This is a genomic window from Tessaracoccus terricola (genome assembly GCF_054776555.1).
On the sequence record NZ_BAAHBS010000005.1, the window covers coordinates 1247968 to 1267444 of the forward strand.

Genomic DNA, 19477 nt, shown 5'->3' on the forward strand with positions numbered 1-19477 from the left:
CGACGAAACCGAGCGATGACGGCTGGCCTTGGCGACGGATCACCGGGTGGAGCACCAGGGCCGTGCCGATGCACGGGGCGGCGAGGATGACCTCCAGCAGCACGGCCCACATCAGCGGCACCCCTCCCCCGGGGTCTCGAGGATGGCGGGGTCGGTGAGGATCGGCTCCTTGAGCGCCAACGCTGGGATCGAGGTGACGACGGTGAGCAGGTAGAGGGCGCCGGCAAGGAGTGCAACACGACGGTTGGGAGACATGGGTGCCTCTCGAAATGCTGAGGTGCACGGCGTACACCTCGTTCGGAAACGAACGTAGGTATACGCTGTACACCATGCCAACCCCTACGCAGCGTCCAGCCGTCACCCGCGAGCGCGCCCTCCACCAAGCAGTGGCACTCGCGGATGACGAAGGCATCGAGGCCGTGAGCATGCGAGGCCTTGCCGCCCGGCTCGGCGTCGTGCCGATGGCCCTCTACAAACACGTGTCCAACAAGGAGGACCTCCTGGGCGGCATGGTCGACCTGCTGATCGGCGCGTACGAGCAACCGCAACCCGGCGGGGACTGGAAGGACGAGGTCCGCCGTCGCGTGTTGTCAGCGCGCGCGGTGCTGCTGCGGCACCCCTGGGCGCGTCGCGTGTTCGAGACCCGGACGAAGCGCACCCCAGCCGTTCTGGCCCACATGGACTCGCTCTCGGGCAGTTTCATCGCGGGTGGACTCTCGGCCGACCTCACCCACCATGCGATGCATGCGCTCGGTCACCGCATCTGGGGGTTCAGTCCCGAGGCGTTCGAGGATGCCAACGCGCTCCTCGTCCCCGACGACCCGGGCGAGGGCGAGGCGATGGTGCAGTACGTGCGCCGGACCTACCCCAACATTCTCGCCATCGCCCTGGCCACCTCGGGTGACGACCTTGACGGGCCGGGGTGCGACGAGGACTTCGAGTTCGCATTCACCCTCGACCTCTTGCTGGAGGCCTTCGAGCGCCTGCACACGGCAGGCTGGACCTCGCGCCGCGCCGTCGCCAGCGGGTGGAACTACCAGGCGTAGGCCTCGGGCGCGGTTCCTCCGGGCCCTGGGAAGATCTCGTCGAGGGTTGCCAGCGCGTCGTCGCCGAGCTCAACGTCGAGGGACCGGATAGCGCCCTCCAGCTGGTCCATGGTTCGCGGACCGACGATCGGCCCCGTCACGGCCGGCTGGTGCAGGAGCCAGGCCAGCGCCACGTCCCCGGGCTGTTCGCCCCGCTGCTCGCAGAAGTCCTCCCAACGCTGGAGTTGCTCACGGCGCTCGTCGATCTCCTTGCGCATGTGGTCGCCCGCGCGACGGCCCTCCTCAATCTTCCGGAGTACCCCACCGAGTAGTCCACCGCCCAACGGCGACCACGGGATGACGCCCAACCCGTAGTGCGCAGCCGCCGGCAGCACCTCAAGTTCGACGGTGCGGGCCGTCAGGTTGTACAGCGACTGCTCGCTGACCAGCCCCAGCCCCTGCCGCCTGCGGGCGGCCTCGCACGCGGCGGCGATGTGCCACCCGGCGAAGTTCGAACTCCCGACATAGACCACCTTGCCCTGGGCCACCAATGTGTCCATCGCCTGCCACAGCTCCTCCCACGGGGTGGCCCGGTCGATGTGGTGCATCTGGTAGAGATCGATGTGGTCAGTCCGCAGACGGCGCAGGGAGTCCTCGACGGAGCGTCGGATGTGCACCGCCGAGAGCTTGGAGTCGTTCGGCCAGTCCGACATGTTGCCGAACACCTTCGTGGCCAGCACCACGTCGTCGCGGCGCCCGGACTTCTCCAGCCACCTGCCCACGATCTCCTCTGTGCGTCCCTTGTGGCCAGCACCGCCGTAGGTGTTGGCGGTGTCGAAGAAGTTGATCCCCTGGTCCAGGGCCGCGTCCATGATCCGGTGCGAATCAGCCTCGTCGGTGTGCGGGCCGAAGTTCATGGTGCCGAGGACGATCCGGGAGACCTTGGCACCGGTCCTGCCGAGCTGGGTGTACTGCATCGTTGCTCCTTATCCATCGGTTGGGATTCCAACCTAGTGGGCAACCGGTCAGCCCCGGCCCGGTCCGGACGTCCGCCGTGACCGGGCAGGACTCCGCAGAAACAGCCCTGGGTGCACCTCCCCGGGCGTAGCGTCGAGGCATGCGCCGAGACGCGACGCTGAAGTGATGGAAGGCGGTAGCACAATGGCTGACAAGGGCCTGGAACACCTGTTCTTCGACACCCTCCGCGACATCCACTACGCGGAGAAACACATCCTCAAGACACTGCCGCAGCTGGAGGCCAATGCCGCCTCGGACGAGCTCAAGGCGGCGTTCAGGACCCACACCAAGGAGACCGAGGGGCAGATCCAGCGCCTCGAGAAGGTCTTCGCACTCATCGACCGGCCACCCACGTCCAAGCGGTGTGAGGCCATCGACGGGATCCTCGCCGAGGGCGACGGCGTCCTCGAGGACTACAAGGGCACCACCGCACTGGACGCCGGCCTGATCTCGTCCGCCCAGGCCGTGGAGCACTACGAGATCACACGCTACGGGACCCTGCGGCGCTGGGCGAAGATGCTGACCATCGGCGACGCCTACGACCTCCTCACCGAGAGCCTCGAGGAGGAGAGCCGGACCGACGAACTTCTCACCAAGATCGCCGACGCCGAGGCCAACGCCCGCGCGGCCAAGGTCCCCAAGGAGGATTGACCGGGGCCCTTCAGGCTTGGTCTGAGGCTCGGCGGCCGCGAGCAGCAGCGCCCAGACCGGTGGCAACGAGGAGCAGGGTCAGGGCCACCACCGCGGTGGTGGTGCCCTGCCCTCCACTCGACGGCAGTCCCGGGCGCGGCTGGCTCGGCGGAACCGTCGGGGTCGATGTCGGCGCCTGGGACGGCACCTCGGTGGCTCCCCCAGTGGGCTCGGCGGCCGGCGGCTCGCTGGGCTCCCCCGTCGGATCTTGCGACGGGGTTTCCGAGGGTTGCTGGCTCGGGGGTTCGGTCGGTTCCGTCTGAGCGGGCGTCGCCTCGACGACGATGACCAGACCGGAGCCTTGGCCCCCATCGCGATCCACCACCGTGAAGGTGGCCTCGTAGGTGCCGGCGGCGGTGTAGGTGTGGGTGACCGGCGGGTCAGCTGGACCGACCACCTCGACCACCGGCGTGCCGTCTCCCCAGTCCACTAGGTAGGTGAACAGGGCTGCCATGTCCGCGCTGGAGGGGTCGTCCGCACTCACCTTGAGCGTGAGCGGTTCCCCGACGGCGGCGGTGCGCGGCCCGTCCACGATGGCGGCCGGTGCCGTGTTGCTGACGGCCAGAGTCGCCTGGGCGACGGTGGTGAGCCCCTGGACCTCTGCCCGGACCGAGATGTCGTAGGTGACTGGTCCGTCGTCGATGCCGAAGGCCTCGAGTTCTGCCCAGGTGAGTGTCACCTCGCGCCCGGAGGCATCCGAGAAGTCACCGTCGCCATCGAGATCCCAACCGATGGCTGCGCCAGCACTGGATCCGTCCGCGGTGAGGGTGATGCCCTCACCCTCGGCGATGTCATAGGGACCGCCCGCGCCAGCAAGCGGCAGGACGTCGATGTCAGCCTCGGCGGCGCTCGGGTCGAAGCCGCCCTCCGGTGCGTAGCTCGCGGACACCGTGTAGACACCCGCGGCCAGCGTCACCTCCAACTGTGCCGTGCCACCGCTGAGCGTCACCGTGCCGAGTTCCACTCCCCCGGCGAGGAACGTGACCGAGCCGGTCGGGGTGGCCGCCGGTGCCGTGACATCTGCGACGAGGCTGATTTCCTGACCGTCGATGGCAGTCGGTGGGACGGTCAGGTCCAGCACCGTGGCGCCTTCAACCTCCACCGCCACCTGACTCGCGAAGCTGTCGGTCCAACCGTCGGCGCCGGTGTAGACGGCGTCGATGGTGTGGGTGCCGCGCTCCAGTCCCGCGAGCGTGAACGTGACCGCACCATCAGCATCTGGCGCGCCGGCTTCCACCGGCGCTCCGCCGTCGACGGTGTACGAGACCGTCCCAGCCGAAACCGGACCATCAGCCGCGGAAACCGTGGCAGTCACGGTCGGGTCGGCGCCGAGATCAATCACCGCGGGAGCGTCCAGCACGATCGCCGTTCCGGAGTACACGCTCACGGACACCTGCTCCGCAGTACTGCCGGTCCAACCACCAGCACCGCTGTAGACAGCATCAATCGTGTGCGCACCGCGAGCCAGATCCGGGAGCGTGAACGTGACCACGCCTTCGGGGTCAACGGCACCGGCCAGAACCGACTCACCGCCGTCGATGGAGTAAGAAACCGTCCCGACCGAGACCGGACCATCAGCCGCCGAAGCCGTGGCGGTCACAGTCAGGTCATCACCGAGGTCAAGCACCGCCGGGGCATCCAGCACGACGGTGGTGGCCGACTGGACGCTGACCGTGGTCTGTTGCGCAGTGCTGTCAGTCCAACCTTCCGCCCCGGTGTAGACCGCATCGATCGTGTGGGTCCCACGGTTCAGGCTGGTGACCGTGAATGTCACCACACCGTCAGCATCCGGTGCGCCGGCGTCCAGCGCAGCTCCGCCGTCGACGGAGTACGAGACCGTCCCAGCCGAGACCGGGCCGTCCGAGGCGGAGACCGTGGCAGTCACTGTCAGGTCGTCACCGAGGTTCATTGTGGTGGGTGCGACCAGCGCGATGGCAGTCGCCGACTCCACGCTGACAGCGTGCGGCTGCGCAGTGCTGTCAGTCCAGCCTCCGGCGCCCGTGTAGACAGCGTCGATGGTGTGCGCTCCACGGCCGAGGTCCGGCACGGTGAACGTGACCACACCCTCCGCGTTCGGCGCGCCGGCCACCACCGCGGTGCCACCATCCACCGAGTAGGCCACACTTCCAGCGGTCACGGGACCGTCGGTTGCCGTGACCGTCGCAGACACGGTGAGGTCAGCGCCGAGGTCCAGCGTCGTCGGTCCGGTCAGCGCGATGGTGGTCGCGGACTGGACGCTGACGCCGTGCACAGCAGTGCTGTCAGTCCAACCACCAGCCCCGGTGTAGAGCGCACGGATCGTGTGCTCCCCTCGAGCCAAACCGGTGAGCGTCAACGTGACCGAGCCGTTGGAGTTCACGGCGCCGGCGGGAACTGCTGCTCCGCCGTCGACCGTGTAGGAGACCGTTCCGGACGAGACCGGGCCGTCACCCGCGGTGACCGTTGCCGTGACGGCGAGGTCATCCCCGAGTCCGATCGTCGCGGGAGCGTCCAGGCTCATCGTGGTGCCCGACTGGACGCTGACCCCGTGCTGCGCGGTACTGTCGCTCCAGCCGCCTGCGCCGGTGTAGGCCACATCGATGGTGTGGGTCCCACGGACCAACCCGGGGAGCGTGAAGGTCACCAGACCGTCCGCGTTCGGGACCCCGGCCACCACCGCGGTGCCACCGTCCACCGTGTAGGAGACGCTTCCTGCCGTCACGGGACCATCCGTGGTAGTCACGAGCGCGGACATGCTGAGGTCCTCACCCAGCGCCAATGACGCGGGTGCATCCACCGTCAGCGTCGTCGCCGACTCGGCGAGCACCGTGACCTGCTGCTCACGGCTGTCGGTCCAACCGTCGGCGCCCGTGTAGGCGGCGACGATCGTGTGGTTGCCCCGCGCGAGCCCCTCGACGGTGAAGGTCACCTCACCGGCGGTGTCCGGCGAACCCGCCACGACAGGTGTCCCGCCATCGACGCTGTAGGAGACCGAGCCTGCCGTCACGGGACCGTCGGACGCGGTGATCGTCGCGGTCAGGGTCAAGTCCTCACCGAGCGCGATCGACGTGGGTGCGTCCAGTGCCAGCGTCGTGCCGGACTGTGCCGGTACGGACAGTGTGGTGGCGGTGCTGTCCGTCCAGCCGTCGGCGCCCGTGTAGGTGGCAGCGACGGTGTGGTTGCCGCGGCCTAGACCGGCGACTGTGAAGGTGACCTCGCCATCGGCGTCGAGGGCATCCGCGACGACCGGGGTCCCGCCGTCGACCGAGTAGCTGACACTGCCCGCGGTGACGGGGCCGTCTTCGGCAGTGACGGTTGCCGTCACCACGAGGTCCTCACCCACTGCGAGGGGTGTGGCAGCCACCAACTCCAGGGCGGTCCCGGACTGGACGGAGACCGTGACCGGTGCGGCGACGCTGTCCTCGAGCTCGCCGTCACCTGTGTAGCTGGCGGCGATCGTGTGTGACCCACGGGCCAGGCCGGGCAAGGTGAAGGTGACCTCGCCGTCCTCGTCCGGGGTGCCCGCCGCGACCGCGGTGGCACCGTCCACCGAGTACGAGACCGAACCGGTGGTCACGGGTGCGCCGTCGGCCGTCACCGTGGCCGTGACGGACACGTCCTCCCCGGTGGTCGCTGTGATCGGCGCATCGAGAGCCACCGCGGTCGGGACGGTGGTGGACAGTTCGAGGCACCAGCCGCCTGCGAGCGCACCGGGGGTGGAGCCGGGGACGTTGTCGATGACGTAGAGCTCCCACGTCCCTGCTGCCGGGGTACCGCCGAACGCCTCTGCGAACGTGGTGGCCGTCGAAGGTGTGGGCGCCGGGGCCGGGAAGGTGTCGTGGACGTTGTCCAGGTTCGTCGGCCGGAAGGTGCCGTCCACAGACAGGTTCGAGGCGGCACCACCATCGTCGGCGATGACCAGGTCCAGCGCTGAGCCGGCTCCCGGGACGTCGCTCAGCAGCACCAGGCTGGCGCCGGACGGCGAGACCAGGAGGACGTCGAGTTCGTCCGTGTACTCGTGTGACAACCCGTTGAGGTGGACGCGCACATCAGCGATGGTGCCGGTCCGGTCCTCGACGAAGATCCGCTGGGGATAGACCAGTGGTGCCCCGACGGCCGGGAGCTGGATGCCACCCGGGTTGCAGTAGAGGCCCGCGGTCACGGCGGTTCGGTTGTTCGACTCGAAGGTGACGGGGACGGACCCCGCTAGGTAGTTGGCGCTTCCCGAGTACGAGACGGTGAGGCCGTAGGTACCCTCCCCCATCTGACTTGAGGTCATGGGCCACTGCACCCGGCCGTTGGCGTCCAGCGCCAACGCCGAGGGCCAGGCGCCGGCAGCGCCATTGACCGTGATGGTGCCCTCCGTGACGGGCTGCCCGTTCGAGGTGACCTCGGCCACGAGGGTGTTCGGGGCGTCGCTGAACGCCGGGTTCACGCTGAACGCGGCGGTGACATCGACGGGGGCAGCGGTGTCGGTGGTGGTCACCGTGAGGCTCCAGCCTCCCGCGATCACGCCGTCGTCCCCGGTGAAGTCGTCCACGACGTAGAGGCTCCAGTCCCCGTTGGGGTCAATGCCGGCGAACGCGTCCGCGAAGGTTCCGGCGCCGGAACGCGGCGGGGCGGGGGCGGGGAAGACGTCGGCGTCGCTGCCGGTCTCGTCGGACGGCGCGTAACTCCCACTGGCGAGGGTGCCCGAATCAGGGAACTGAGCGGCACCGTCGGTCAATGTCACCACTGCCCCCGAGGCGGAGAGCGCGTAGGTGGACTCGCCGACGTCTGACATCAGCACCACGTTCTGCCCACCGGGACCCACCAGCAGCACGTCCAGGTCGTTGACGAAGAGGTGGGTGAGTCCGGTGAGGGTCACACTGACATCTGACACGGCGCCGTTCATCCCCGAGACCGTCACCTTCGACGGGTAGGGAGTGGCTGGAGCCACCTCACCGACGACGGCAGGTGACGATGCGCTGATGGCGGAGGCGTTGGCGAACACTGCGGGCCCATCGGCCTCCGCCGTGGTGGCGAAGACCACCGGACCCAGCCCGGTGACCGCCAGGAGGAACGCGAGAACCACGGCCGCGCGCGTTCTGAATGATGGACCTGTAGTGCGCATCTCTGCCTTCCCCGAATGGTGCCGCCCTGCCAACATTGACCGCGACGCCCCCTTCTGCGCGAGCACGCAGACCTCGTCATTGTGGCCGCATCTAGGCGCTTTGCACAATAGATAGACGAAACTCGTCGAATATTGCTTTCCATTCCGGCGAATTGCCCTCATTCGATGCCCGTCTCAAAATTCGGTCTTGCGCCCGGATTCATCCCGCCGATAGTGTGCGCCTCAGTCGGGTCGTCGAGGACCTCCCAAGAACGTCGCCGTGGACGACAGAAGTGAGCATGCCAATGGTTGGGATCGCACGACGAACCGTTCTGCGCGGCGCTGCCGTCGCCGCAGTGCTTCCACTCGCCGCCGGCGTCGCATCGGCCTCCAGTCGCGATTCACGAGGCGAGGCGGGCGAACGTCGGGCGTTGGAGGAGGCCGTCGGGTCCAGCATCCGGATCACAGGCGTGGGCGCGGCAATCACCGCCACCGTGGCCGGGGTCCGGGACCTCCGCCATGCCCCTGCTGGACATCCCCATGCATTTTCGGCCGACTTCGAACTGGACGGCGAGGACACGACGATGCTGGAGCTGGGACTCGTCGACATCCAACTGCCCGGACACCGACTCGGTGGCGTCGGTCTACTGGTCGTCGGCGGCCCCGAGAATCCGATGGCCCGACTACTGGTCGACCGTCGCGCCATCGCTGAACACCCGACAACCATCCGCGCCTGACCAAGGCGATCTCGACAGACAGGAGAACACGCCATGGAAGCATTCATCGGCACCATCATGCTGTTCGGTTTCAATTTCCCCCCACGCGGCTGGGCGATCTGCAACGGACAACTGCTCAGCATCAGCCAGAACACTGCGCTGTTCTCCCTCCTGGGCACCATGTACGGCGGTAATGGGCAGACAACCTTCGGGCTCCCCGACCTGCGGGGTCGCGTCCCCATGGGACATGGTCAGGGCCCGGGTCTGCCCGGTTACCAGATCGGCGAGATTGGTGGCACCCCCAGCGTCACCCTGACGCAGGCGGAGTTGCCGCCGCACACGCACTCGGTGATGTCCGCCGGCGCGGCCACGTCGAAGTCCCCGTCGGGCAACTACCCCGCGGTCTCCACCGGAGGCGCCGCCTACGGCCAGGCGGCGGCCGGGGCCATGGCCGGTGGAATGGTGCAGCCTTCCGGTTCGGGCCTGCCCCACACCAACATGCAGCCGTACCTGGTAGGCAACTGGTGCATCGCAGTCGAGGGCATCTTCCCCTCGCGTCAGTGAGCCCCCGTCCTGCTCACATGTCGCCCACGAGGCCGAGCCGGTGTGCGAGGAACCACTGCCTGCACCCGGTCCCGCAGCTGGAGCTTCATGAGGATCCGCGACACATAGGACTTGACGGTCTCGTGGCTGATACCAGTTACTGTGCGATCCGCGTTGGAGAGGCCTTGGACCACCTGGACGAGCACCTCGTGTTCGCGTGGGGTGAGCGCGTCCAAGGTGCCGGCGTGACGCTCGGCGGGGCTCAGTCGCTCGCCATGGCGCCGATGAGGCTCCTCGTGACCGCCGGAGACAGCAGCGACTCTCTCCCGCGACGGATTGTTTGGGAAGCCGACATGAGGAGTGGAGGACCTCGGGCCCGTCTCCTCAACTGAGCCGCCCCGCCGTGACCGCGGTGTGACACTTGGTCTATGAACGACATCGACCTGCCCTCGGCCACGCTCGGGCTCGTGAACCTCGGCGACTCCTACTCCGCGGCCATCGGCACCGGTGGCGTCAGGCCCTCACCGAGCATGTCCGGGTGCTTCCAAGGAGTTGGACCCGACCATGTCTCCCAACTCGTGAACCAGCACCGCGTAACCCTGCTCGCGAACGCCGCCTGCGCCGGGATGGACAGCGCGGGACTGCGCCGCGTCGTGGAACAACCACGCATTCGGGCGGCTCTCGGGAGTGCCGGACTGGTGACCATGACCATCGGCGGGAACGACATCGCCTGGGTGGAGACCATCCTGCCGTGCTCCACATTCAGCACAGACTCGGCATGCGACGCCGCCCTCGGAAGTGCCGCCGTCGCCATCCGGGCGGGTGCGGTCTCCTCCGGGACCGCGGTCGCGCGGATCAACGAACTCACCGACGCTCGCGTCCTTGTGATGGGTTACCCCCACCTGCTCGACCCGGCAGCGATCGGCCTGCCCGTCGCCCCGCAGCGAATCCGGGACCTCAACGCCATGACCGACGAGTTCAACTCCGCGCTTCGCGAGTCGGTGGTGGACAACGGCGCGACCTTCATCGACGTCACACACCGCTTCGACGGCCATGGTGCAGGTGCCCTCGACCCATGGATCAACCTACACCCGAACACTCGCGGATACGTGTCGGGTACTACGCTGCCTTGGCCGAGGCGCTCAATCTCGCCGCCTAACCTACGTGGATCGCTCGCCGAGACTTGGGTTCCCAGGGAATCGAGACGGTGACGAACGCGCTCGACACGCCCGACAAGCCAGGTTTCACGACGCAAAGGTCCGGTTGGATGGCCACCGATTTTCCGGTCACGGCGATTCACGGCGTCCCGATGGACAACTCAATGTCCATCTGACAAGGACAAACACCTTGTCGGGCTGACAGGATCTGAAGAAGTTTTCTGGTTGTCAGTGATGTCAAACTGAGTCTACGTCAGTTCCCTGTTGACTAGGCATTTTGCCGCACTGATGACGCATTCAGGACGACTCACGATGACAGGAATGGACCCAAGATGCCTTGCGTAGTTGTGCAATAGTTGTGCAGTCATGGGGTCGTAGAACAGGGCGACCCCGGCTGACAGGAGACTTTGCAATGACCCCCTCCGGAGGCACACCCGAGAAGCCCACTCCTGCGCTAGCGGACGTGGTGCCTCTCCACGCTGACCGTCCCAACCCCAAGGCCAAGGCACGCCGAAAACGACGCAGTTTCGGTGCCATTAGGAAGCTTCGGTCCGGTCGGCATCACGCGTTCTACAAGATCGGATCCCAGGTTCACAACGCGCCAGTGACCTTCGAGTCACGCACGGACGCAGCGGCGTGGTTGGCCATGCGACAGGCAGAGCTGCTCGAACACCGCTGGAAGCCAACTCCCCCACCTGACACCGGTCAGATCACGTTCCTCAACTACGCCAGAGAGTGGCTACAGCAACGGGAAATTGGACCCCGAACACTCGCTGAATACCAACGGATGCTGGACGGCCGACTCTCATGGTTCCACTCTTTCACGCTGGACCAACTCACTGCCTCAAAGGTCAAGGTCTGGTGGAACGAACAGGGAGCGAGCCATCCGACGGCACGCCGAAAGGCGTACGACCTGTTGCACGCGATCCTTGAGACAGCGACCCGCCCCGACGAGGACACCGAGTCGCCCCCACTATTGGCAGCCAACCCCGCTCGCCTCACCACCAAGACGTTACGCTCCGGCACGCCGAAGACCAGAACTCGCATCAAGCCCGCTACACTGGCCGAGCTACAGATGATCACTGACACCGTTCCTGAACGCTACAGAGCGATGGTGGCTCTAGCGGCATGGTGCGCACTCCGGTTCGGCGAACTGACCGAACTCCGCCGCCGCGACATAAGCATCACTGCCGACGGCAACGGGGCACTCGGCTCGGGCACGTTACACATCACGCGAGCCGTGGTCTGGACCAGCCCCGACACAGCCGTCGTCAAGGCGCCCAAGAGCGAGGCGGGCATCCGTGACGTGGCGATCCCACCACATATTCTTCCCCTGCTGAGGACACATCTGAAGACGTGGACGGGTCCGGATCCGGAGGCGCTGTTGTTCCCGGCTGTGGAATCAGGTAGACACATGAAACATGGCGCGCTATACAAGGTGTTTCGCCGTGCGCGTGCCCTTGCCGGTCGCCCGGACCTTAGGTGGCATGACTTGCGACACACAGGTTCAACAATGGCAGCCCAGGCTGGGGCAACCCTGGCTGAACTCATGAACCGACTTGGTCATTCCGACGTGCGCGCGGCGCTCATCTATCAGCACGCCACATCTGATAGGGACGCAGAGTTGGCGCGAAAACTCTCGACCATGGCCGACAAGGGACGCTGAAGGCCATGAGCAGGCCACGGCGCGGATCAGGTCACGGGGTTCATCGTTGCCACCGCATTCATGTCCCGGTGCCCGGTCACCATCACAGACGGGTACGTGACCGCGTCCATCACCGCTCCTCGAGGACGTGATTGTTCGTCTGGGGCTGCGTGAACACTGGATCAGCGCAACCATCCCCACCCCGAAAGACCAGGTCTCCCACCGGAAACGCCGCGGTTCCAAAGGTGGACGAACACCCGCCTTCGACGCAGACCTCTACAAGGACCGCCACGCCGTCGAATGCGGCATCAACAAGCTCAAACACCACCGCGGCTTCGCCACCCGCCACGACAAACTCGCCGTCCGCTACGCAGCCACCGTCCACATCGCGGTCATCAACGGCTGGCTGAAACGACTTTCGCAACAGGACTTAGACGGCACTCACGACTCCCCCAACCGCGCAACGACAGCCCGCGGCTCACGTACGCGATTCCCGCGCACACTCAGCCACCGCCTTGCGGACCATGGGGGCGACGGCCCTTGGGCATGCGAAGTCGCCGCACGCGGAGGGCCGCGACAGATCCAGCAATCGATTTGGCCGACCTCGAAGACTCAAGACAGGGCATTCAGCGTGGCACCGGCGGCCGCCTTCTTCTCCGCGTCTCGCCAGTTCCGTGCTGCGGGCTTCCTGGCCGCGGCACGGGATTTCTTTGTGGCGCCCAGTGCTGTGCCTAGGGCTGTGGCGACCGCTGCGTTCGGTTCTTCGGATATCCAGTGGAGCATCACATCCCCAATGCGCTTCGCGACCAGTCGATCGAACTCCTCGTCGGCTTCCGCCGCGCGGAGGACTACGGCCGCCGCGGTCGCGTCCTGGACGGAGGACGTGAGCTTGGGCTCGACTGTTGCCCAGATCCCTTCGCGCTCGGACGCGTTCAGGGGAACTGTGACGAAGGCCCACAGGTACTGGTCTAAGGTCCCACCAACGTCGAGCGTATCGGTAAGCAGAATATGCAGAGCACCAGCGTAGGCATCTTCATCTGCCTTCGCGAGTGCGTGAGCGAACGCCACCCGCACCGGCTGCGGTGGAAGCGTTGTGGCGGCCTTCCTCAAGAGAGCGGCAACGGTGTCGTCCGCGTCGTCGGAGATGTGCGCGCAGCGGTCTGCGACGACCGCCATCGCGTTCTCTGACTCCGCGGACAGAGCTAGTCCGGTCGCATGCGCAAGCGGCAACGCGCGTGCCAAAGGCTCCGCGCGACTCTTCATCTCATCGGTCGGGGTGCTTGTATCGAGGTGCGCCACGAATCCTTCGTCAACGAGCCCGCGGGCGTCGAACAGATCGAACAGCTTCCAATAGTCCGCTTCGGGGACTTCACTCAGGTACGGTGTGACCGCGGCTGCCACGTTGGGGGAGAGTTCCCGCGACCACGGTAGTTCAGCAAGAGACGTGAGCGCACGCAACCGATAGGCGCCCCCGTAGGAGAAGATCGCCACGAACGCTGCGAGAAGCTCGCGTTCGCAGTCCACGGATACGCGCCCGGTCGCCAGAACTTGCTCCGCGGCTTCGGTCGCATCCGTGCTGAAGTCGATCGACCGCTGAAACCGAGGGATGAGCTGCGCCATCGCCTTGTCGCCCCAATCGGTGGGCGATGTCGCTGTGAGGATGTGTGATGCGAATCTCGACACGTCCGAACAGGAGTCTTCGTCACCGAGTGCCGTCACCCAGGCATCGACGACCGCAGCAGACGCCGCGTCTTCCATCTTTGACAGCAATGTCGCCATCTCCCGGACGGTGTCCTCGAAAGGTACGCCCTCGCTATCGGCGCCGCTTGGGTCACGGACCCATGCGTCGATGATGGCTTTGGCGAGAGAGGTGTGGGTTTCTGCGCCCTGCTCGACCATGGTCTTCAACGCGGGCAAGGCTTTCGATGCTGGATAGGTATCCCTTTCTACCCACTGAGAGAGCAGGGACGAGCCGGTGCTGGCGCTCGAGCGCGGGTTTTCGGCTTCCTTCCAGAAGCCGCAACCCGGACTCTGCGTTGCCATCCTGATTGTGAGTTCAACGACCCGGTCCTGCAGTTCTCGTAGTGGCTCGTCGTCGTCGGTGAGTGACTCATGGCTTGCTTTGGCTCCGCTGAGAAGGTTGGAGAGCTCTTCGTCAGTAAACGAGAACGCCTGCGCGCTTGCCAGCGCGATGGCCGACTCGTATGTGTTGGCTCCGACGTCTGCCGCGGCCCGGAGGGTCTTCATGTCCGGCACTGGGACCTGCTCGGTCACTTGCGCGGCAATGGTGACGACATTCGCAAAGTCATCTTCATCCGCCACCGCAGTTTCACCGGGGTCTGAGGCCAATACGATGGCGCGTTCCAGGAGCGTGACGGCGAAGGCGTCACCGAGGTCTTCACGGGTCCACCGGTCGACATCGCTCCACGATTCGACGTCTGAGATGCGCACGTGCGCCCAGTTCTCGAATGCCTGCTCACCGAGCACCGACCTCAGCTGCACTCGTGCGTCCCACAGCTCGCTCTCTGCGGCATCGCCGGACACTCCCAACGCGAGCCGCAGTAGCGTTTTTGCGTCCTCCGCAGCTGCGCAGTCCGCGAGCACGAGAGCGCCAGCGACTTCGGAGACGGCGTCGGGCCGTTGTTGTACCGCGGCTGCGACCGCCCGGGCTACTTCCTGATCTTGAAGCGCGGAAGCCGTTGGCGCCGCCTGAATGACGGCGGATACGGCGTTGCTGATCTCGGGATCTTCGAGCTCGCGGAGAACCGAGACGAGCAACTCGCGGAACAGGTCCACCGCGTCGTGGCCGGACGTTTCTGCAGCAGATCCGAGGGCGGCGAGCTCGGCGGACAGATTGTTGGCCAGCGCGGAACGAAGCTCGCGAGCTTGCGCGTTCCCCAGCGTCTGACTGATGCGATCTTGGCCCAAGTAGAAGAATGGGAAGAGGTCGACGTCGGCCGGTACCCACCCAACTGTGCGGGCGAGGTACTTATACAGGGATGCGTATTCTTCGCGAGGGAACCTATTGAGAACGTCAGTCTCAGCCTCCGTGCCACCAACGGACGAAGCTCCCGAGATGATGTTGACGAGCTCTAGGTCCTCGAGCGCGGCCTTGAAGAATGGTGCAAAATCGGTCTTCATCACCACGACGCGGGCCAAGACATCCGGGTGCACGGTGACGGTGTCTGCACGGAGCGAGCGGCGACCGTCGCGGGTCTCGCGGGCGAGGGCGAGGCGGTAATCGCTGCTGAACGCGTTGATGAGACGGACCACGTGGCGCGGGTCAGCGACGTCATCGTGGATCAGCATGGCAACGACATCGTCCGCGCGCGTTCCCAGCTTTGCCGCGAGTGCCGGCGCCTGTGAATGCAAAGCATCACGGGCGTAGTCACGCAGGTCTAGGGTCTCGTGCACCGGCACCTCTTGGCGGAGGGTGAAGAGACGGTTGAGGAAGTCCTGAGCATGCTCACCGTCGAGCTTGTCGTCGGTGTCGAGAGCCCCACGAATGATCTTCTCGGCGACTGACACGATGAAGATCGGGCGGAGGTCTTTCCTGCACGTCAGCTGGAAGCTCCGGATCGCGTTAAGTGCCTCGAGGATCTGCTGCTTCGAAAGGCGGTCGATGTCGTCCACTGCCACGACGAGACGGTGCTTTGCTTTCGACGCCAGGGTCGCGAACGCCCGTTCGTGTTCGTCAGCTGCCTCAACCTTCGGGCGTTGCGTCACGCTCGTACCCGGCGTGATAAGTGCCGCGAAGTTGAACTCGCTACTGCTGAGCTTCGTTATCAACCAGATCAGTGGAACGAATACCGTTGCGCTAGTGACGAATGGAAGCGCGATGTTTCGGATGCGCTCCCAGTTCTCAAGCCCGATAGCCGCGATGAACACCCCTGTGAGGAGAAGTAGTACGAGCGCGGTAGCCACGATCAGTGTGATGAGCCCAGCACGCGTCACCTTCAACTTCTCCTGAAACCTCGTGAAGATACGCCCCAGCGGCGAGTACGCAGCGTCGCTGATGGTTATGGTCTGAGCGCTCCGTAGCGGCTCGAGGATCTCCTCAGCATCGGAGGCGCTGACCTCCTTTGCATCGACAAGCGCCTCGGCGAAACCGTAGACCGCAGCACGGTGGAAGCCGACCGGTTCATGCCGCTCGGCTGACATCCGGATGACCCGCAGATTCTTGTGCCCCACGAGCTTCGCCTGCAGCAGCTGGATGATGGTGCTCTTGCCGACGCCGAACTCGCCGAACAGCCCAATCATCCGCCGATGATTACTCGGCTCCGTCACCATCCGGTGGAGGTTGTCAGCGATGTCGTTGTGACCGAACGCGTCCTTGTCGACGTCGCTTATGGGGGCATCAATGACGAACCAGTTGTCGGGGGTCCTCGCCGCAGCGTTCATCGCTCTCCTCTGAGTGGTCGTGGCGCCAGACGGCATCATGCATAGACTATCGAATGTCTCGAGATCCGATATTGGCCTTCGTGCCCTGCTGCGCGGATAGGATCCATCCACGATGTGTCTTTACCCGGCGAGGAGCACACTCGGAGCCATGAACGGAGTGTGAACTAGCTATGCCAGAGTCTCCATCGCCGATCAGGACCTCACATCGCAGCGGGATGCACTGCTGCGGCTCGAGGTCCGCGACTCGAGCATCTACGTCGATCCCGGGCTGCCCGGCACCAACCGTGCCAGACCCGGACTTCGCGAGACCTTCGCTGCCGCCCGGGTGGGGGACCCTCATCGTGCCCAAACTCGACCGTCTCGCCCGCTCACTGCGAGACATGTGACATCGCCGACGAACGGACTTCGCAAGGCATCGCACTCAGTTCCAGCGGAACCAGGCACGACCCCACCGACCCGATGAACAGGCTCGGCCACTCGGAAGTGCGGGCAGCATTGATCTCTCAGTACGCGAGCGCAGACCGAGATGCGGCCAGCGCTTGATCCGCAAGCACTACGAACGCAAGTTCGGCCCGAGCGCCTACTGGCCCACAAGACTTTCTGAGCTGGCAATGGCCAGAACCTGCCAGTCGTGACGGCCTCATCTGCCTGCGGCAGCAATCCAGAAAAACTGATGAGGCATGGACTGGGAGCCTGACCTGCAACTTCCCGCGCGTCCCACCTCGGACAGTCCGAGCCCGACGGTCTGCAAGACCGGTGGGGAAGGCGGGAATCAACCCTAATGCCCTTGACTAGGTATGATGCGCGAACTCTCCCATCAGGTACCGCTAGGTACCACTTTCATCCATGCCGGCAATCAGTGAATATCAGCGCTGCTGGGGGCCGCTGATCGTGTGTTTGGGGGCCACTGGCTGGCGGTGCTGATCGTCTCGTTGGGGGCCGGTGGTGGCGGGGTTGGGGGCCGCTGGTCTCTAGGCTCCTCCCGCCGTGTGTATAGGGCACGCGGCGGAAGGAGATTGGTCGATGGTACGAAAAATCAGGGCGAAGCTGGTGTTGCAGCTTCGCGCCGAGGGCTTGTCGGGGCGGGCGATCGCCGCGTCGAGTTGCCCGCCTCCCAAGGTGAAGGAAAACCAGCGAGTGAAACCTCGTCGCCCAGCAAGAGAGACCTGCAGGCAGAAGCGATGGAGGACTTCGCCGCCGCGGGCGGCGACATCGATGATCCGCAACAGATGCTGACCTTGGTTGCATCGATGCTGGGCCCCATCGACCCCAACGGACCCAATGGCTGGATTCTGAAGGCCATGGATGGAGAACCTTACGACAAAGACGACGCCTGGATTCGCTGGGACCATTGAGGAGGATCTCGCGATCCTGAAAGCGGCAACGACATTCTGCGCGGGGAAACTCGACCCCCCAACCATTTGATGGCCGCCCTTATCGATCAAATGAGAGCCGCGGTCGCGCGGTCGAGTCAATCTGCCGACGGGACCCGCTACCAAAGCCTCGACATTCCTGAACCACTCCAGCCTCACCACCGACCAAGAGGTGCCAAACCCTTGACACTCACCATCTAGACCAGACCAGGAAAGTCACCCGCAAACGCGGAGGGCCTCGACCCCACTCCCCTGGGCTTGGCCACTACCCGCGGCTTGCTGACGCCGCTGGCGGGTGACTGCTGCTCCCGCCAGCGGCGTCCTAAGGTGCGGCCGGTCCTGATCAGGGCAGTTGCTGACGGCGCTCGAGAGCTCGCGTCACAAGTGGTGACACATCGGCATCCGGGTTTCGCCAGTGGGCGCGGGACGGATGGGTGACCAGTGGCAATGAGTTTGACTCCTCAGCATCCACGGACGACTGCTGGGCCTGGCCTGGTGGGCGAGAGCCGCAGAGAAGTCCCGTCCATCGATGCCCATTGTGGTGTGATCAGCTCTGCGCCGGGGACATCGACGACGTCGTCGGAATCGATGAACAGGAACTCTTGCCCGTCGATGCTGCCTCGGCGCTGCCATGGCGGGTCCGGCGATGGTCCGGAGGTGGGTTCTAGTCTTTCCAGCAGGTGACCCAGGGGCTTCAACCAGTCACCGATCCGTGCGACAATCTGTGACTGCCAGGCTGGCAGTGTGCCAGCTGCTGTGGGCCCGACGCCGAGCAGTAGACGTCCTCCCCGGAGTGTCACATCGATGAGGTGCTTAATCGCCTCCACTGAACTGAGGGCGTGCTCCGCGTTCTCGGCTTGGTTGAACGCGAAGGAGAGTCCGAGGCCCCTGCAGTTCTCCCAAGGTTGGCTTCCCTCGTTGCTGAGGTCGTGTTGATACTCGCTGGTGAGGTAGTCGCTGTGAGGCACCTGCCACCGGTCGTTAACGACGCCATCTGGTTTCAGTGCGTAGTACTCCTCGAAGATGGTTCCGATCCCGTAGGGCCCGAAGTTCTTTCCCGCATCTGGCCAGTCGATGTCGTTCCACAGGATATCCGGCCTGTACCGGTGCACCAGATCCCGCACGTGGCGTGCGGCGTAGCGGGCATATCCAAGGTCCTTGGGGCGCTCGGTGATCCGCAACTCGTCACGCAGTCCAATGGGGGCGGTGGGTCGCTTGTTCCAGTCCAGGCCGCCCGAATAGTAGGCGCCGAATCTCATTCCAGCACGCCGGACCCCGGCTGCGAACTCCTGCACGAGGTCGCGTCGCGGTCCTCGGCGAACCGTATTGCGCTCGCCTGTTCCGGGGGCGTCCCACAGGCAGACACCGTCGTGGTGCTTTGTGGTGAGGACGACGTAGCTGCCACCACCTGCGGCCAGTTCCTTGGCCAGTGAGTCGCCATCGAACAGCTCTGCACGCCACATGTCTATGAAATCGTCGTAGTCACCACCGAAGCTCTGCGAGTGGTGTCGCTGGGCGGGCGAGCCATGGAGCCTGATGGTGTTCATGTACCACTCAGAGTATGGGTTGTGCCGGTACCACTGGCGCGCGGGGATAGTCCCCAGTTCCGCCACCGGCTCGGCCCACGCCGGGACCGAGTAGGCCCCCCAATGAACGAAGTATCCCAGGCGTGACTTCCTGAACCACTCAGGAGTCGGTCTCTTCAACGCAGACCACCGGTCCGCATCTAGGTTGAGCATTGCTTCGGCTGACAACGCCTTCATCACTTAGCCGCCCCTATGCGTCCGGGGCATGGAAGCTGGCCCGCGCCTCGGTTCTCTACCGGTGGTGTGCCTCTGG

General features: G+C 65.4%; 14 protein-coding genes. 8 read left to right on the forward strand and 6 right to left on the reverse strand.

Annotation, left to right across the window (positions count from 1 at the left end; translation table 11 throughout):
- Positions 1-111: 111 nt before the first annotated feature.
- Entirely contained in the window at positions 112-255 is a 144-nt protein-coding gene (locus ACYU7G_RS15720) for a hypothetical protein (RefSeq protein ID WP_461109490.1), read from the reverse strand.
- Between the two features lie 74 nt (positions 256-329).
- Here ACYU7G_RS15720 and ACYU7G_RS15725 point away from each other — a divergent pair, with 74 nt between their 5' ends.
- Positions 330-1046, forward strand: a complete 717-nt coding sequence (locus ACYU7G_RS15725) for a TetR/AcrR family transcriptional regulator (RefSeq protein ID WP_461109492.1) — start codon at positions 330-332, stop codon at positions 1044-1046.
- Here ACYU7G_RS15725 and ACYU7G_RS15730 read toward each other — a convergent pair.
- A complete protein-coding gene (locus ACYU7G_RS15730) occupies positions 1034-2002 on the reverse strand; it encodes an aldo/keto reductase (RefSeq protein ID WP_461109494.1) in 969 nt (322 codons plus the stop codon). The two genes, ACYU7G_RS15725 and ACYU7G_RS15730, sit on opposite strands and share 13 nt — an antisense overlap.
- Before the next feature lie 184 nt (positions 2003-2186).
- On the opposite strand from ACYU7G_RS15730, the gene ACYU7G_RS15735 reads away from it, so the two are divergent.
- On the forward strand, positions 2187-2693 hold the full coding sequence (locus tag ACYU7G_RS15735; protein ID WP_461109496.1) for a YciE/YciF ferroxidase family protein: 507 nt from the start codon (positions 2187-2189) through the stop codon (positions 2691-2693).
- Positions 2694-2703: 10 nt separating this feature from the next.
- Here ACYU7G_RS15735 and ACYU7G_RS15740 read toward each other — a convergent pair whose 3' ends face one another.
- The gene (locus tag ACYU7G_RS15740) at positions 2704-7785 is read right to left on the reverse strand and encodes a beta strand repeat-containing protein (RefSeq protein ID WP_461109498.1); all 5082 of its coding nucleotides are present in this window, start codon (positions 7783-7785) and stop codon (positions 2704-2706) included.
- 317 nt (positions 7786-8102) lie between these two features.
- Here ACYU7G_RS15740 and ACYU7G_RS15745 point away from each other — a divergent pair, with 317 nt between their 5' ends.
- Positions 8103-8540 (forward strand): hypothetical protein, encoded by a 438-nt coding sequence (locus ACYU7G_RS15745; protein ID WP_461109500.1) that lies wholly within the window; start codon positions 8103-8105, stop codon positions 8538-8540.
- Positions 8541-8573: 33 nt separating this feature from the next.
- Complete coding sequence (locus ACYU7G_RS15750) at positions 8574-9083, forward strand: phage tail protein (RefSeq protein WP_461109502.1); 510 nt, start codon at positions 8574-8576, stop codon at positions 9081-9083.
- Here the strand turns inward: ACYU7G_RS15750 and ACYU7G_RS15755 are convergent.
- The gene (locus ACYU7G_RS15755) at positions 9077-9268 is read right to left on the reverse strand and encodes a LuxR C-terminal-related transcriptional regulator (RefSeq protein WP_461109628.1); all 192 of its coding nucleotides are present in this window, start codon (positions 9266-9268) and stop codon (positions 9077-9079) included. The two genes, ACYU7G_RS15750 and ACYU7G_RS15755, sit on opposite strands and share 7 nt — an antisense overlap.
- A 222-nt stretch (positions 9269-9490) precedes the next feature.
- Here ACYU7G_RS15755 and ACYU7G_RS15760 point away from each other — a divergent pair, with 222 nt between their 5' ends.
- Together ACYU7G_RS15760 and ACYU7G_RS15765 are read left to right on the forward strand one after the other, a co-directional pair.
- Positions 9491-10273 (forward strand): GDSL-type esterase/lipase family protein, encoded by a 783-nt coding sequence (locus ACYU7G_RS15760; RefSeq protein WP_461109504.1) that lies wholly within the window; start codon positions 9491-9493, stop codon positions 10271-10273.
- Between the two features lie 550 nt (positions 10274-10823).
- A complete protein-coding gene (locus tag ACYU7G_RS15765) occupies positions 10824-11885 on the forward strand; it encodes a tyrosine-type recombinase/integrase (RefSeq protein WP_461109506.1) in 1062 nt (353 codons plus the stop codon).
- A 591-nt stretch (positions 11886-12476) separates the two neighbouring features.
- On the opposite strand, the gene ACYU7G_RS15770 is transcribed toward ACYU7G_RS15765, so the two are convergent.
- Entirely contained in the window at positions 12477-16265 is a 3789-nt protein-coding gene (locus ACYU7G_RS15770; protein ID WP_461109508.1) for a P-loop NTPase fold protein, read from the reverse strand.
- Positions 16266-16488: 223 nt separating this feature from the next.
- Here ACYU7G_RS15770 and ACYU7G_RS15775 point away from each other — a divergent pair, with 223 nt between their 5' ends.
- Together ACYU7G_RS15775 and ACYU7G_RS15780 are read left to right on the forward strand one after the other, a co-directional pair.
- Entirely contained in the window at positions 16489-16728 is a 240-nt protein-coding gene (locus ACYU7G_RS15775; protein WP_461109630.1) for a hypothetical protein, read from the forward strand.
- 718 nt (positions 16729-17446) lie between these two features.
- Positions 17447-17620, forward strand: a complete 174-nt coding sequence (locus ACYU7G_RS15780) for a hypothetical protein (protein ID WP_461109638.1) — start codon at positions 17447-17449, stop codon at positions 17618-17620.
- Positions 17621-18099: 479 nt separating this feature from the next.
- On the opposite strand, the gene ACYU7G_RS15785 is transcribed toward ACYU7G_RS15780, so the two are convergent.
- Entirely contained in the window at positions 18100-19401 is a 1302-nt protein-coding gene (locus tag ACYU7G_RS15785; RefSeq protein ID WP_461109632.1) for an alpha-L-fucosidase, read from the reverse strand.
- Between the last annotated feature and the right edge of the window lie 76 nt (positions 19402-19477).

Excerpts from the sequence above, each read along its gene's own strand:
- ACYU7G_RS15745 (WP_461109500.1), top strand. The coding sequence starts at position 8,103 with ATGCCAATGGTTGGGATCGCACGACGAACCGTTCTGCGCGGCGCTGCC.
- ACYU7G_RS15720 (WP_461109490.1), bottom strand. The coding sequence starts at position 255 with ATGTCTCCCAACCGTCGTGTTGCACTCCTTGCCGGCGCCCTCTACCTG.
- ACYU7G_RS15780 (WP_461109638.1), top strand. The coding sequence starts at position 17,447 with ATGGAGGACTTCGCCGCCGCGGGCGGCGACATCGATGATCCGCAACAG.
- ACYU7G_RS15735 (WP_461109496.1), top strand. The coding sequence starts at position 2,187 with ATGGCTGACAAGGGCCTGGAACACCTGTTCTTCGACACCCTCCGCGAC.
- ACYU7G_RS15785 (WP_461109632.1), bottom strand. The coding sequence starts at position 19,401 with ATGAAGGCGTTGTCAGCCGAAGCAATGCTCAACCTAGATGCGGACCGG.
- ACYU7G_RS15725 (WP_461109492.1), top strand. The coding sequence starts at position 330 with ATGCCAACCCCTACGCAGCGTCCAGCCGTCACCCGCGAGCGCGCCCTC.
- ACYU7G_RS15760 (WP_461109504.1), top strand. The coding sequence starts at position 9,491 with ATGAACGACATCGACCTGCCCTCGGCCACGCTCGGGCTCGTGAACCTC.
- ACYU7G_RS15750 (WP_461109502.1), top strand. The coding sequence starts at position 8,574 with ATGGAAGCATTCATCGGCACCATCATGCTGTTCGGTTTCAATTTCCCC.
- ACYU7G_RS15730 (WP_461109494.1), bottom strand. The coding sequence starts at position 2,002 with ATGCAGTACACCCAGCTCGGCAGGACCGGTGCCAAGGTCTCCCGGATC.
- ACYU7G_RS15770 (WP_461109508.1), bottom strand. The coding sequence starts at position 16,265 with ATGAACGCTGCGGCGAGGACCCCCGACAACTGGTTCGTCATTGATGCC.